The organism is Nocardiopsis sp. NPDC006938 (assembly GCF_042869555.1).
Classification (GTDB): domain Bacteria; phylum Actinomycetota; class Actinomycetes; order Streptosporangiales; family Streptosporangiaceae; genus Nocardiopsis.
The window spans coordinates 493,807-508,097 of sequence record NZ_JBIAGA010000001.1; the positions used below are offsets into that span (position 1 = coordinate 493,807).

The window sequence follows — 14,291 nt, forward strand, 5'->3', positions numbered from 1 at the left end:
CCTAAGCTGACCGGTATGAATGACAGTTTGGTGTGGATCGACTGCGAGATGACCGGCCTCGACTTCGAGAACGACGCCCTGATCGAGGTGGCCTGTCTGATCACCGACGGCGAGCTGAACATCCTCGACGAGGGTGTGGACGTCGTGATCAAGCCCCCGCAGGAGGCTCTGGACCGGATGGGCGACTTCGTCCGGAACATGCACACCACGTCGGGGCTCCTCGACGAACTCGACAAGGGCGTGACGCTCCAGGAGGCCGAGGACCGCGTCCTGGAGCACATCCGCCAGTACGTGACCGAGCCCCGCAAGGCCCCCCTGTGCGGCAACTCGATCGCCACCGACCGGACCTTCCTCGCCCGGGACATGCGCCGCATCGACGACTTTCTGCACTACCGGATGGTGGACGTCTCCTCCATCAAGGAGCTCCTGCGCCGCTGGTACCCGCGCGTCTACTACGCGAGCCCGGAGAAGAACGGCGGCCACCGCGCCCTCGCCGACATCACCGAGAGCATCCGTGAGCTGCGGTACTTCCGCGCCGCGGCCTTCGTGCCCGAACCCGGACCGAGCTCGGCCACCGCCCGCGCCATCGCGGCGGAGGTCGTGGCGGACGGCACCGGTCTGGTCGCACGTGACGCGGCTCTCCACGACCCGTCCCCGCAAAACTGATCGAAGCACTCCCCGGAGTCCGCTAAGATTTCATACGTACGCAGGGCCGCGAGGCCAGGCGGACGTGGTGGGTGTAGCTCAGCCGGTAGAGCACTTGGTTGTGGTCCAAGAAGTCGCGGGTTCAAGTCCCGTCACTCACCCCAGAGGCTTAAGCCCCTGACCAGCGGAAACGCAAAGTGGTCAGGGGCTTTTGCGTTGCCGGGGTGCACGGGACCCACGCCCCAGGCCGGTGAGTGTGCACCACACATCCCGTCACTCACCGATACGGCCGGGGGTGCACGGCCGTGCCGCAGCCGTGGCTGCGCCGAGCCCTCGACGAAATCCTGCAACGCCGCGGATGACTGAACGCCCCAGGAAGGAACTCACCGGAACCGACCGTCGCGCCTGGCTGCACGAGATCGCCGAGCGCGCCCACGGTGCCGTGGCAGCGATCAACCCTCCTCAGGCTTCAAAGCGCAGATCCGCGATGCCGGACAGGTCGATGCCGTAGCGGTCGTAGACCTTGGTGGTGTTCTCACCTGTCAAAGACGACTCGTCGAATCCGAGCAGGGCGGCCACCCGCACCACCTCGGCGCGGCTTACTGCTTCAATCTCCGGATACGCGGGGATTCGCGGCCAGGAGTCGATCTCCAACTGGGCCCCGTCCAACGTGAAGCTGTGCCGCCGGTTCTCCTGGTAGGCCTTGGGCGTGTAACCGAGCTTGCCCAACAACGCGTTGGCGGTCTCGAAGTCGCCGACCTCCGTCTCGGTCTCCCGGGTGCCGCCGATGGCGTCGGAGTCGATCTCCTTCACCGTGAGCGTGACCCGGCTCCCGGTGTCGCGCAGCCGCACCCACCGCGACGTGTCCCCGGGCTCGATGTCGTACACGTAGCGCCTTTGGAGTACCTCGCCCAGGTCGGCACCGCCCTTGTCGAAGATGAGCCGGGCGACCTGTTCGGGGGCGATGTCCAAGACCTTGGCCTCGTATTCGATCACGCTCATGGCGCCTTCTCTCGTGTTCCTCTGAATCCATCTGCGACACTGCATCAGCCAGACGCGCGATAGCGGCTCCCGACCGGCCCGCCTTCCTCAGCTCGCTGCCGTGCATACGCAGCACGTGCCCGAGGAAGTCACCCTCATCCAGGTACCGAGCGAGCCGCATGGCACCGCCCGTCCATCGCGCGGCCAGGTACAACTGCTCCTCTGGCAGGACGTGCCCCAGCGACGTGCCGAGCGTTGCCCGCGCCCGTGCCAACAGAGAGGCCGTCCCGTAGTCGACCCGTCCCTCACTCAGGCGTGCCTCCAGCCGCACCACCGACGGCCACAGCTCCTCGACCGCCTCTGCCGCGCGTCCCGCCTGCCTGGCGATCTCGGCGAGCCGTACCGTCGACTCCCCGAACTGCAGTGCGGCGAGGAAGTCCGCATCCTCGTCGCTGGTGATTCCCAGGGCGTGCGGCGGAACGCCCAGGACCCGGCTGATGTGCGACAACCCCTGCCGGTCATTGCTGGTGCGCTGGCGCCGCTCCAGCAGGGAAATATAGGAGGGGTCGTATCCGAGAAGCTCACCCATCGCCACCTGGGAGAGTCCCGCGAACTTGCGATAGCAACGCAGGATCACCGCGAGCTCCCGGGTCTCCAGGGCTCGACGTGCCTCGGGTAGCAGCCACAGCCAGCGGGTGGAGGTCGAAGCGGTCACGTGTCCGGCTGGGCGAACCAGGAGAGAACCGACCTCTTGTACCCCTCCGGCATCTTCAGACCGGGTACCTCGTCCTTGGTGAACAGCCCGGCTTCCTTGTGCTCGCTGGAGACCACGACCGGGGCGTCCGAGTCCACATGACAGCCGTAGGTGACGATGAGGACGTGCTTGTCGACCTGGGTGATGTGGTAGATCCACGCATCGAGGATCTGCGCCACCGTGACCGGCCAGCCCGTCTCCTCCTCGATCTCCCGGGCCAAGCACTCCTCCGGGGTCTCTCCCAGTTCGATCTTTCCGCCGGGGAGCTCCCACTCGTCACGCTCGTTGCGCAACAGCAGTACCCGCCCGTCACGGACGACGACGCCTTTGACTGAGACGGGGAACGTGCGCGGTGCATAGGCGGCGTCGGACACAGGGGGCTCGCTTTCGACGGCGTAGGGGGTTTGGTGAAGGGGCGCACGCCCGTGCACCCCGAAGCGACCGCGCCCAAGCTCTGGAGGCGCCCGCAGCGGCTGGAGATTCGGCACCCAGTCCCCATGCTCCCCCACTCGCATTAGTCTCGGGGCACAAGCATGTCAGCCACCTCCCCCCTGTGCCTCAGACAGATCCCCCGTGAATCCGCGATGACGGCAACGAACCCTCGCTGGGACACCAGTAGCCCACACGCGTGGCGCCCCAACGGATTCGCTCAGGGCCATGGCCAGAAAGGCTCTCCAGCACGGTGAAAGCATCCGAGACCCCCTTGCTGAAACTGATCCAGCAGGGTCACCAGTTCGTCATACCGATCTACCAGCGCGCGTACTCGTGGACCGCGGCGGAGTGCGACCAGTTGTTGGCCGACATCGAGCGCGCTGGCCGCGACGACACGTTGACTTCGCACTTCACCGGTTCGATCGTCTATGTGGAGAAGGGGCTGTCGAACCTGACGACGCAGGAGCCCCATCTCGTGATCGATGGTCAGCAGCGGATGACCACGGTGATGCTCCTCGTCTCGGCCCTGGCGCGCGCCCTCGAGAGTCTTCCGGAGGGCACACCCTTTCCACTACCGGATTTCTCGCCCAGGAAGCTGCGCAACCGCTACCTGGTGAACAACGACGAGGAGGGCGATGACTACTTCAAGCTTCTACTGTCGGAGAAGGACCGTGAAACGCTGAAGGCCGTCATCGGCCGCACCCCCTTGCCGTCGAACCCGTCTGAGAGCGTGAGCAACAACCACCAGCGATTCCTGGACCACCTCGCGAAACCGAGTACGGACCTGGGAAACGTCTGCCGCGGACTCGCCAAGCTGGTCGTCGTCGACATTCGGTTGGACCGAGCATCGGACAACCCGCAGTTGATCTTCGAGTCCATGAACTCCACCGGACTGCAACTGTCACAGGCGGACCTCATCCGCAACTTCGTGCTGATGGGCCAGGCACCACCCGTCCAGGAAAAGCTCTACAACACCTACTGGCGGCCGATGGAGACCGATTTCGGCCAGGCCGCCTACGAGAAGCAGTTCGACGACTTCGTACGCCACTACCTCACCGTCGTCACCGGTGAGATCCCGCGCTTCGACAACGTCTATGGGGCCTACAAGAAGCATGCGCAGGCCTTCAGAACCGAAGGTGTCGAGATCGAGGCCCTCGTCCGCGAACTACACGCCTACGCCAAGCGATACTGCGCCGTGGCCCTTGGACAGGAGGACGACAAGCTTCTCGCCGCGGCCTTCCAAGACCTGAGGGAGATCAAGGCTGACGTCGTCTACCCGCTGTTGCTGGAGCTCTACACCGACTACGAACACGGCCTCCTCCAGCGAGACGATCTGGTCACCATCGTCGAGATGGTCACCTCCTACATCTTCCGCCGCGCGGTCTGCCGCGTGCCCACCAACTCGCTCAACAGAACCTTCAGCACGTTCACCAAGGCGATCGACAAAGAGAGGTACGTCGAGAGCGTCCAGGCACATCTGCTGGGTTTGAAGAGCTATCGGGCCTTTCCCTCCGACGAGGACTTCAAGGATGAACTGACCAAGGCCAACATGTACAACTTCAAACGTCGGTCGTACCTGTTGCGACGGTTGGAGAACTTCGACAGGAAAGAACACGTTTCGATCGAGGACTACACGATCGAGCACATTCTGCCGCAGAACGAGAAGCTCTCCGCCCAGTGGCGGGAGGATCTGGGAGCAGACTGGGCCCAGATTCAGGAGCGCTGTGTGCACACACTGGGCAATCTGACGCTGACCGGCTACAACTCCGAGTACAGCGACCGACCGTTCGCCGAGAAGCGGGACATGGAGGGCGGGTTTCGGGAGAGCCCGCTACGGCTCAACAGGGGGCTCGGCACTCTGGAATCCTGGAACGAAGTGACCATCAGGAAACGTGCGGAGCGGCTGGCGGCGCAGGCCGTGGACATCTGGCCGCGTCCTGTCCGACCTGAGGGTTTCCCGCACACCGGAGGCTCGGCCACGGAATCCGGATACTCCATCGAGGACCATCCGAATCTGACGGGGCCGCTGCTGACGCTGTTCGAGAAGTTCCGTAGCCGGGTGCTCGCCTTGGACGAGGTCGTCACGGAGACCTTCCTGAAACGGTACATCGCCTACAAGGCCGAGACGAACTTCGTCGACGTGGTGGCGCAGAGCGAGCGGCTGAAGCTCACCCTCAACATGCCCTTCGAGTCCCTCCACGACGAGCGCGCCATGGCCTGGGACGTGACCGGGAAGGGCAAGGCGGGCAACGGCAACGTCCAAGTCGTACTGGGCGCCGAGGAGGACGTGGACCACGTCCTGGGGCTGGTCCGTCAAGCCTACGAATACCAGGTCGGGGAGTAGGGGAAGCGCGTTCGACGCGCCTGGCACCAAGGCGCCGCCCTCGTGTGGCTCAGTCTCCCAGGGCACGTGCTTCTCGTGCCGGGTGCTCTCCCGGTGTGGCGCCGCCCCGGCTCCGGGCCGAGTTCCGGAGTCGTCCTCGCCGGATTGGTATGGCGCATGCGATCACTTTTGTCTTCGCGCCGTCCCAAGAAGGGTCGAACCAGCTCCCTGTGGTGCACCCGGTGGGACGCGGGGCAACCCGGCAGCCACCTCCCCCACGGCCTTCCGGATTCTCTCGCTACCGCAATCAGGACACTCCCCACCAGCGTTCACGACCCGCGTCACTCGCCCCGGAGGCTCAGGCCCCTGACCAGCGCAGCGGTCAGGGGCTTTCGCGTTGCCGAACGGGCGCCAGCGAGTGCACGAGGACCCGCGAACCGGGGCTCCGCCTTCGTCGGCGCCCGACCGGCCCTCGGCGGTGCTCGCGGGCCGGATCGCGGTGGGGACCCTAGTCCCGGGTCTGTGGAACGGCTCCGTCCCCGCTGGTGGAGACGGGCTCGGCGGTGTTCTCCCCGGCCTCCCCGCTGATGGGACGGATGTGGCGCATGAGGATCGTCGTCAACACGGCCACCACCGCGAGCAGGGCGGCGCTGACCCCGGCGGCCGTGTTCATCCCCTGGGTGAACGCCTCCTGAGCTGGGGCGATCAGGGCCTGGGCGTGGGATGGCGACTGCTGGGCCGCGGCCAACGCCCCGGCCAGGGTCTCGCCCGCGCTCTCGGCCGCCGCGGCGGGAACTTCCTCCGGGACGGCGTCGGCCATCTGGCTCCGGTACACGGCCGCACCGACACTGCCGAGCGTGGCCACGCCCAGCGCTCCACCCAGTTCTCCCGAGGTCTCCGACATGGCCGCGGCCGAGCCCGCCTTCTCCGGGGGAACGGAACCCACGATCAGGTCGGTCCCAAGGGCGAGAAGCGGGCTGATGCCCATACCGAGGACCACCTGGCCCACGATCAGCAGGCCGAACCCCGAACTCGCGTCGACCTGTGTGAGAACGAGGAAACCGAGCACGCTGAGCCCGAGCCCGCCACCGATCACGGTGCCCGGACGCATCCTGGCCGCCAGGGCCGGGGCCACCATGAACCCGACCATCATGCCCGCGACCGAGGGAAGCAGCCACAGGCCGGAACGCAGGGGCGACAGCCCCTGGATCATCTGGAAGTACTGGGTCACGAACAGCATGACCGCGCTCATGGCCATCACGCCGAACAGCATGCTTCCCAGGGCGGTGCTGAAGACGCGGTTCTTGAAGAGGTCCATGTCCAGGAGCGGATCGGCCAGCCCGCGCTGGCGGAGGACGAACAGCGCGCCGACTCCGAGTCCGGTCACCAGGGCCAGGAGAGACCACGTTCCCGGGCCGTTCGAGGCGAACTCCTTGAGCGCGTAGATGACCGGCAGGATCGTGAACACGAGCATCACGGCGCTCAGGACGTCCAGACGACCCGCGCCCGGGGCACGGTACTCGGGGAGCAGGAACGGTGCGGTGACCACCAGGAGCACCATGACCGGAACGCCGATCAGGAACACGGCCCCCCACCAGAAGTACTGGAGGACGAGGCCGCCGACCAGTGGACCGATCGCCATGCCGCCCATGAAGCACATCATCCACACGCCGATGGCCGCCGCGCGCTGCTGCGGGTCCTCGAACATGTTCCGGATGAGGGCGAGGGTGGAGGGCATCAGTGTCGCACCCGCGAGCCCCAGGACGGCCCGGTTGACGATGAGCATCTCGACGTTGACCGAGTAGGCCGCGAGCACCGAGGCGGCGCCGAAGACCACCGCGCCGATGACGAGCAGTCGACGTCGGCCGATGCGGTCGCCGAGGGCGCCCATCGTGACCAGGAATCCGCCGATCATGAAGGCGTAGATGTCCAGGACCCACAGCTGCTGGGTGCTGGTGGGGGCGAGGTCCGCGCTCAGTTCCGGCAGGGCCAGGTACAGCACGGTCATGTCGATGGACAGGAGCAGCGTCGGCATGGCCAGGACGGCGAGGCCGATCCACTCCTTCGCGCCGGCGCGAACACCGGCCGTGTCGGAGGTCTGCGATGGCATAGGTCGTGCACTCTCTTCCAAGGTGATCCTGCTCGTGCTGGGGGTGGGGCGTCGCCGAGGCCGCCCTCCGGGAGGCGGCGGCGCACGTCCCCGGTGGTCGCGTCGGTTCCAGCGGCGGGTCGGTCGCGCACCGGCGCGAGCCCGGGGCCGGGTCGCGCGCGAGGAGTCCGTCGGCCGCTCCGCCGGTTCGGTCGTCCACACGTGCCGGTGCCAGTCGCATTCCCTCACGCTCGGCCGGGCTCCGCACCCCACCACGGTGCGACCCGAGGGTTCCGGTAACGTTCCGGCGCGGTTGCGTCTCCTCCGGTGCCGCCGCGCCCGGGGCCGACTCCCGCCCTGCCTGCACTACTGTTGCCGTATGCGATTCGGCATCCTCGGTCCGCTCCAGCTGTGGGATTCCGACGGCAGAGCCATCCGAGTCCCCGAGACGAAGGTTCGGGCGCTGCTGGCCGTGTTGCTCGTCCACCGGGGCGCCCCCGTGCCGACGGACCGCCTCATCGACACCCTGTGGGGAGACGACCCTCCGGCCAACCCCTCCGGAGTCCTGCGCAGCAAGGTCTCCCAACTGCGCCGGGTGCTGAGGCAGGCTGATCCCGACGGCGCCGATCCGATCGTGTTCCTCCGGCCGGGCTACCAGCTGCGAACGCCCCCGGAGGCCCTCGACGCCGACCGCTTCGGGGCTCTGTTCGCCCGGGCACACGGGAACGGGGACCCGCACGGGAGGGCCGCGCTCCTGACACAGGCCCTGGCGTTCTGGCGCGGGCCGGCCCTGGCGGACTTCGCGGACGAGCCGTTCGCGGGCGCCGAGATCGCCCGGTTGGAGGAGCAGCGCCTGACGGCCCTGGAGGAGCAGGCCGAGGCGCGGCTGGAGCTGGGGGAACACGGGCTCCTGGTGGGTGAACTCGCCGATCTGGTGGAACGCCATCCGTTCAGGGAGCGTTTTCGCGCCGCGCAGATGCTCGCCCTCTACCGGTCGGGGCGCCAGGGCGAGGCGCTGGACTGCCACCGGTCGTTCCGGGTCCTCCTGGCCGACGAACTGGGGGTCGATCCCGGACCCGACCTGGTGGCCCTGCACCAGGCGATCCTGGGGCAGGACCCCGGTCTGTCGTTGGGCGCCCCGGCCCGGGAACCCGTACGGCCCCCGTTCACCATCCCAGCACCTCTCACGGAGCTGATCGGCAGGGACGAGGACGCTTCGAGGACGGAGGGGCTCCTCGGCGAGGCGCGTCTGGTGACGCTCACCGGCCCCGGTGGCGTCGGCAAGACGAGGCTCGCGTGCGAGGTGGCCACACGCATGGCCGGTGCATTCGGTGGCGGGGTGTGGATGGTCGAACTGGCGTCCTTGGAGAGGTCCCACCAACGGACCCGGCGGGACTCCACACTTCGGGTCGCGGAGGCCGTGGCTGAGGCGCTTGGGGTCCGTGACGTCCCCGCCGGACCGGCGCCCGTACCGAGGCCGGGCGGTACGCCCCTGGTCGAGCGCGTCTGCGAAGCTCTGTCCGGCAAGGAGGTACTCCTGGTCCTGGACAACTGCGAACACGTGGTCGGCGCGGCCGCCACGCTGAGTGAGACCCTGCTGAGAGCGGTGCCCGGCCTGCGAATCCTGGCGACCAGCCAGGAGCCCCTGGGCATCTCCGGAGAGCGGTTGCGGGAGGTCCCGCCCCTGGAGTCGCCTCCGGTCTCGGCCGAGCCGTCCGTCTCGTGCCGGGCCAGTGCCGTCCGGCTGTTCGTGGCCAGGGCGGCCGCCACGGCTCCCGGGTTCGCCCTCGACGACGACAACACCGCGGCCGTTGCCGCGATCTGCCGCAGGCTGGACGGCCTCCCCCTCGCCCTGGAACTCGCGGCGACACGGGTGCGCGCCCTGGGCGTGCACGAGCTGTCGGCCCGCCTCGACGACCGGTTCGGTCTGCTCTCCTCCGGCCGACGGGACACACCCGAAAGGCAGAGGACCCTCCTGGCGACGATCGACTGGAGCTGGGAGCTGCTCACCGGGAACGAGCAGGCCGTGCTTCGGCGGCTTGCGGTCCACCCTGACGGCTGCATACTGGCCGCCGCCGAGGAGGTGTGCGCCGGTGACGGGGTGGAACGCGCGGACGTGGTCGACCTGCTGGCCCGTCTGGTGGACCGTTCACTCGTCGTGGTGGTCCCCGGGGACACCCCCCGCTACCGGCTGTTGGAGTCCGTTTCGGTCTACTGCGTCGCCCGACTCCGGGAGGCCGGAGAGGCCGTCACCACGCAGGGCAGGTTCGACCTCTACTACGTCGAACTGGCGGAACGTGCCGACTCGTGTCTGCGGGGACACGCGCAGCGCCAGTGGTTGCGCAGGATGGACGCCGAGGCCGCGAACCTGCGCGCCGCCCTGGAGAGCTCCCTACGGCGCGACGAGGCGCAGCTGGCGCTCCGCCTGGTGTGTGCCATGTCCTGGTACTGGGTGCTGCGCGGACGACTCGGCGAGGGCCGCCGCGCGCTGGCCCGCGCCCGGGCGTTGGAGGGGGCGGCGCCCGACGGCCTGCGGGACCTGGCCACCTCGTGGTGGGCGGCCGTTGCGGCGCTCTCGGGGGACGACGTCGACACTGTCGAGACGGTGTCACCGAGGCGCGAGGTGTCTCGTGGACCCCGCCTGGACGACCGGTATCTGCGGAGGCGGACCAGGGCCGAACTGCTTCTGGGCTCGGCCATGCCGGATGCGCCCGAGGGAGAGGGCCTGGTCAACCGGTCGTTGGAGACCTCCCGCCGAGTCGGAGACCGGTGGGGGCTCGCCGCGGCGCTGAGTGTTCGCGCCTGGGACGCGCTGCTGCGCAGTGACTTCGCGGCCGTCCGGAGCGAGGCTGAGCACAGCATGGACGTGTTCCGTGAGCTCGGGGACCGTTGGGGCGTGCTCCAGGCCGCCGACGCCCTCGCGATCCTGGCCCAGATCACGGGCGACTACGAGCGCGCGGAGCATGTGCACCGGGAGGGGTTGCGGATCGCCGAGGATCTGGAGCTGCGCACGGAGGTCTCGTACAAACTGTCCGGGCTCGGGCGAGTGGCACTGCTGAACGGCGACTTCGAACAGGCCGACGCGTTCCACCACAGGGCCATGCGCCTGGCCGCCGACCAGGCGAACAAGCCCCTGAAGCAGTTCGCCGAGCTGGGTTTGGGGATCGGAGCCCGTCGACAGGGGCGGTTGGAGGCGGCCGAGGCCCACCTGGCCCACTGGCTCGACTGGAACCGTCGGGGAGGTTGGGACGCCGGGGTCGCGTTGGTTCTCTCCGAACTCGGTTTCGCGGCGGAGCTGCGCGGTGACGCCCAGCGGGCTCGGGACCTGCACACGCAGGGGTACGACGCGGCCTGTGCCACGCAGGACCCGCGCGCGATCGCACTGGCGCTCGAAGGGCTCGCAGGGGCGTACGCGCTCGCCGAGAGCGACGATGACGCCGCCCGGCTGCTCGGGGCGGCGGTCGCGGCACGAGCGTCGGTGGGTGTCCCGCTGCCGCCCGGGGAGCGGGGGGACGTCGACCGGATCACCACCAAGGTGCGCGCCGCCCTGGGAGAGGAGCGGTTCCGCGCCGAGATGGCGCGGACCGTGGGATCGAGCGTCATTCCCTCTCGGTAGAACGCTGTCGCCCACCTGTGGAGGGTCGGGGTCCTTCCAGGTCCCGGACCCGCGGGGGTCCCGTCAGGACGGGTGCTCAGGGGAGTGCGATGCGGGTGCGCTGGAGGGGCGCACGTGTCCAGGCAGGAGCACCGGGCACGCTCGCGACCCCGTGACGGCGCCGCGAAGGCCTGAGGGGCGGGGTTCCGCCGTCCCCTCGCGGGGTACGACGGTGACCGGTCCGGCGACGGGGGGCGGCTGTGGGCAGATCGGTTCTGGTGACCGGCGGCACGAGGGGGATCGGGCTCGGCATCGCCAGGGCGTTCGCCGAGGCCGGGGACCAGGTGTTGGTCGTCGGGCGCGACGAGGACAGGGCGCGGGAGGCAGCTCGCGATGTCGCGGGGATGGAGTGGGCCGTCGGTGACGTGGCCGACCCCGTGGACTGCGCGCGCGTGGTCGAACGGGCCGTGCGGAACACCGGCGGGCTCGACGTGGTCTGCGCCAACGCCGGAGTGTTCCCCTCGTCCCCGCTGGTGACGATGGACCCGGAGGAACTCGGCCGGGTCATCGACACCAACCTCAAGGGCACCGTGTTCACGGTACGGGCGGCGGTGGAGGCCCTGACCCTCTCGGGGAGGGGGAGGGTGGTGATCACCTCCTCCATCACCGGACCGTTGACCGGGTACGCGGGCTGGTCGCATTATGGCGCGACCAAGGCGGCCCAGTTGGGATTCATGCGCAGCGCCGCCCTGGAACTCGCGCCACGGGGGATCACCGTCAACGCCGTGCTGCCCGGCAACGTGCGCACCGAGGGGTTGGAGGAGATGGGACCGGACTACCTCGAACGCATGCGCGCGGCGATCCCTCTCGGGCGGATCGGGGAGGTCGGCGACATCGCCGCCGCCTGCATGTTCCTGGCAGGCCCGGGGGCGTCGTTCGTCACCGGCCAGGCCATCGTCGTCGACGGGGGCCAGGTGTTGCCCGAGGACGGCGGCGCCTTCCCCGACCCCGTCTGAGGCCGTGCCCGCGGTCAGCGGATCTCGCACTGCTCGCGCGCGGACCTGGAGGAGGGGTCGATGCGGTCGGTGTCGACGCGGGCCACCATCAGTCCGGAACTCATGGACCCGACGGGACGGGTCTCCTGGGACGATGCGGGCCACCCGGCGTGGATACGGGGACGGGGGCCGCCCGGGTGTGAGACTGGACCGGCGACGGTGGTCGAGCCGTCGGAGAGGAGCCCGCGTGAAGATCACCCTCACCCAGTTCGTCTCGCTCGACGGCGTCAGCCAGGGGCCCGGGTCGGCCGACGAGGACACCTCCGACGGTTTCGGTCGCGGCGGTTGGTTCGTTCCCTTCATGGACGCGGCGTTCGTGCGGACCGCCTCGGAGTGGCTGGACCACGCGGACGGTCTGCTGTTCGGCCGACGCACCTACGAGGCCTTCGCGCGCGACTGGCCCCGGATCACCGAGCCCGACCCGTTCACCGTACGGATGAACTCGCTCCCCAAGTACGTCGTGAGCTCCACCCTCGCCGAGGGGACGTGGGCTCCCACCACGGTGTTGCGTGACGTGGAGGGCGTGCGGAGGCTGCGGGAGCGACCCGGGCGCGAGGTGCAGATCCACGGCAGCGCGAGACTCGGCGGTGCGCTCCTGGCCGGGGGGCTGGTCGACACGCTCCGCCTGGTCGTCGCTCCGACCGTGGTCGGTGAGGGACGACGCCTGTTCACGCACCCGTCGCAGAGCACGGGGCTGCGCCTGGTCGGGCGCGATGACACCCCGGCTGGTGTGCTCCTGTTGGAGTACGCGACCACCGGTGCGGCCCCACTGGCCGACTACGAGGGTGTCGACGCCCTGACCTGAACCTCCTTCCAGGAGCGACGTGTGTTGTTCGTGGCACGCGAACGCTCCGCGGCGGCCCGGAGTACACCTGTGTGCTGCCCACGCACACAGGCGGCTCCGGGCCTCCGCGGCTTCCCGGTGCGGAGCCCCGCCGGGTTCCGCTCCGGGCACGTCCGGGTTCCGGGACGTTCGCTCTCTCGGCTGGCGCGGTACCGGACCTTCCGCCTTCGGCCACTGCGCCCGGTGGCCGGGTGGGAGGGTACGGGTTCACCGACCGCCGGTGGCACCCCACCATGGTGCTCCGTGCCGCGATGACCGCTGCGCCGCACCGATACGCGTCCGCGCCCGAGGATCACGTGTCGGTGTGAGGGGACGTCCACGGGCAACCGGTTCCCAGGCTGTCGCACCCGGGGTCGGTCGTCGTGTGGCGGGGGGATGGGGGTCCCCTCGCCCGGTCCGCGGTGTCGTCGGCCGACCGTTCGCCGACAGGGGCGGCCGTGTGGTGTGTACGGGAGCCAGGAGTGCGTTCCTCGTCGACCCGGTGGATGCCCGTGGGGTCGGTGAGAGCGACGTGGTCGATTCGCCGGGTCGGTGGGACCGCGGGGAGCTCCACGGGAGGTAGGGGGTCGGCGGTGGAGTCGTGCCGATACGTGCCGGGGGCTGGATCGAGGCGGGGACCGGGGCCCGCTGTCGCCGTCGTGGCACGGGTGTCCTCGGCTGAGGGGTTCGCGTCCCGCGCAGGAGCGTGGTCGACCACCAGCACCGGCGGGGCGTCGGCGACGTCGAAACGGCGCCACGCGGTGGTTCCGGACTCGTCGCGCTCGCCCATCCTGAGGTGGAGGTGGTCCTCCCCCGCGTCGAGGGCCCGCTGGTAGGCCTCGGTCACGTCGAACTCGACACCGCCCTCGACCGGGCAGGACGGGTGACCGCCGCGCACGTTCCGGGTGTCCAGCAGTTCGTGGGCCGTGGGCTGGTCGTTCCAGGTGGCGTTCTCGTCGAAGGGTCCGACCCGGCGCAGTTCCACGAGGGAGTCGTTCGCGCAGTCGTAGGACCAGGCCACCTCCACACGGAGAACGGCGGATTCCACCGCGGTACCGGAATCGTGTGCCACCGGGAATCGGAAGAGGGCCCTTCGGGTGTAGACGCGGTCCTCCCACGCGAGGCGCCCCGTGCCCACACTTCCGGTTTCGGACACGCGGGAGGGCAGGTCCGGAAAGGCGCGATCCACGAACGCCGACCGGGAACTCGCGACCTCGGCGGACATCGGGTTTGCGCGAGACGATCCGAAAGCGCTTTCCCCGGAAACGGCGTCGGCGGAATCCGGGGGATTCCGTGTACCGCGCTCGGGAGGCACGGTTCCGGAGACGGGGTCGACGGACTCCGAGAAGGTCGCGGGAGCCCGCCCGTGGGCGGTGACGCCTTCGTCAGCTGCGGCGGGGGCGGCCACCCCCACGGCCACCCCCAGTACCAGAACCAGGGCATGGCTCGCACAGGCCGCCGTCGCGCGGGTCAGGGTACGACGCATGACGGTGTGTGCCTACACCTTCCAACTGTGACCGAAAAACGATTCCGGCGAGACGTGGAGCCGCGCCTTCAACTACGAGGAATTTACCAAATTCACACCGCAATCGAC

9 protein-coding genes and 1 tRNA gene are annotated in these 14,291 nt (G+C 69.1%); 6 read left to right on the forward strand and 4 right to left on the reverse strand.

Annotated elements, in window-relative coordinates; genetic code table 11:
- Positions 1-15 precede the first annotated feature (15 nt).
- Positions 16-666, forward strand: coding sequence for an oligoribonuclease (gene orn, locus ACFYL4_RS02170; protein ID WP_387515753.1), 651 nt, complete (start codon positions 16-18; stop codon positions 664-666).
- Between the two features lie 67 nt (positions 667-733).
- A tRNA-His gene (locus ACFYL4_RS02175) sits at positions 734-809 on the forward strand.
- A gap of 298 nt (positions 810-1,107) precedes the next feature.
- Here ACFYL4_RS02175 and ACFYL4_RS02180 read toward each other — a convergent pair.
- Together ACFYL4_RS02180 and ACFYL4_RS02185 are read right to left on the reverse strand one after the other, a co-directional pair.
- Positions 1,108-1,647, reverse strand: coding sequence for a class IV adenylate cyclase (locus tag ACFYL4_RS02180; protein WP_387515755.1), 540 nt, complete (start codon positions 1,645-1,647; stop codon positions 1,108-1,110).
- Positions 1,648-2,337: 690 nt separating this feature from the next.
- Positions 2,338-2,754, reverse strand: a complete 417-nt coding sequence (locus tag ACFYL4_RS02185) for an NUDIX domain-containing protein (RefSeq protein ID WP_387515757.1) — start codon at positions 2,752-2,754, stop codon at positions 2,338-2,340.
- A 329-nt stretch (positions 2,755-3,083) separates the two neighbouring features.
- On the opposite strand from ACFYL4_RS02185, the gene ACFYL4_RS02190 reads away from it, so the two are divergent.
- Positions 3,084-5,156: a DUF262 domain-containing protein gene (locus ACFYL4_RS02190; RefSeq protein WP_387515759.1), complete on the forward strand. Its 2,073-nt coding sequence runs from the start codon at positions 3,084-3,086 to the stop codon at positions 5,154-5,156.
- 487 nt (positions 5,157-5,643) lie between these two features.
- Here ACFYL4_RS02190 and ACFYL4_RS02195 read toward each other — a convergent pair whose 3' ends face one another.
- On the reverse strand, positions 5,644-7,245 hold the full coding sequence (locus ACFYL4_RS02195; RefSeq protein WP_387515761.1) for an MFS transporter: 1,602 nt from the start codon (positions 7,243-7,245) through the stop codon (positions 5,644-5,646).
- A gap of 358 nt (positions 7,246-7,603) precedes the next feature.
- On the opposite strand from ACFYL4_RS02195, the gene ACFYL4_RS02200 reads away from it, so the two are divergent.
- From ACFYL4_RS02200 to ACFYL4_RS02210, 3 genes are all read left to right on the forward strand, one after another.
- The gene (locus ACFYL4_RS02200) at positions 7,604-10,840 is read left to right on the forward strand and encodes a BTAD domain-containing putative transcriptional regulator (protein WP_387515764.1); all 3,237 of its coding nucleotides are present in this window, start codon (positions 7,604-7,606) and stop codon (positions 10,838-10,840) included.
- A gap of 239 nt (positions 10,841-11,079) precedes the next feature.
- On the forward strand, positions 11,080-11,835 hold the full coding sequence (fabG, locus tag ACFYL4_RS02205; RefSeq protein ID WP_387515766.1) for a 3-oxoacyl-ACP reductase FabG: 756 nt from the start codon (positions 11,080-11,082) through the stop codon (positions 11,833-11,835).
- A gap of 226 nt (positions 11,836-12,061) precedes the next feature.
- Positions 12,062-12,679, forward strand: a complete 618-nt coding sequence (locus ACFYL4_RS02210; protein ID WP_387515768.1) for a dihydrofolate reductase family protein — start codon at positions 12,062-12,064, stop codon at positions 12,677-12,679.
- Between the two features lie 331 nt (positions 12,680-13,010).
- Here the strand turns inward: ACFYL4_RS02210 and ACFYL4_RS02215 are convergent, their stop codons facing one another.
- Positions 13,011-14,183: a DNRLRE domain-containing protein gene (locus ACFYL4_RS02215; RefSeq protein WP_387515770.1), complete on the reverse strand. Its 1,173-nt coding sequence runs from the start codon at positions 14,181-14,183 to the stop codon at positions 13,011-13,013.
- Positions 14,184-14,291 lie beyond the last annotated feature (108 nt).

Bases quoted from the DNA above. Each gene is read 5' to 3' on its own strand.
- orn (WP_387515753.1), top strand. From the start codon at position 16: ATGAATGACAGTTTGGTGTGGATCGACTGCGAGATGACCGGCCTCGAC.
- ACFYL4_RS02215 (WP_387515770.1), bottom strand. From the start codon at position 14,183: ATGCGTCGTACCCTGACCCGCGCGACGGCGGCCTGTGCGAGCCATGCC.
- ACFYL4_RS02195 (WP_387515761.1), bottom strand. From the start codon at position 7,245: ATGCCATCGCAGACCTCCGACACGGCCGGTGTTCGCGCCGGCGCGAAG.
- ACFYL4_RS02200 (WP_387515764.1), top strand. From the start codon at position 7,604: ATGCGATTCGGCATCCTCGGTCCGCTCCAGCTGTGGGATTCCGACGGC.
- ACFYL4_RS02180 (WP_387515755.1), bottom strand. From the start codon at position 1,647: ATGAGCGTGATCGAATACGAGGCCAAGGTCTTGGACATCGCCCCCGAA.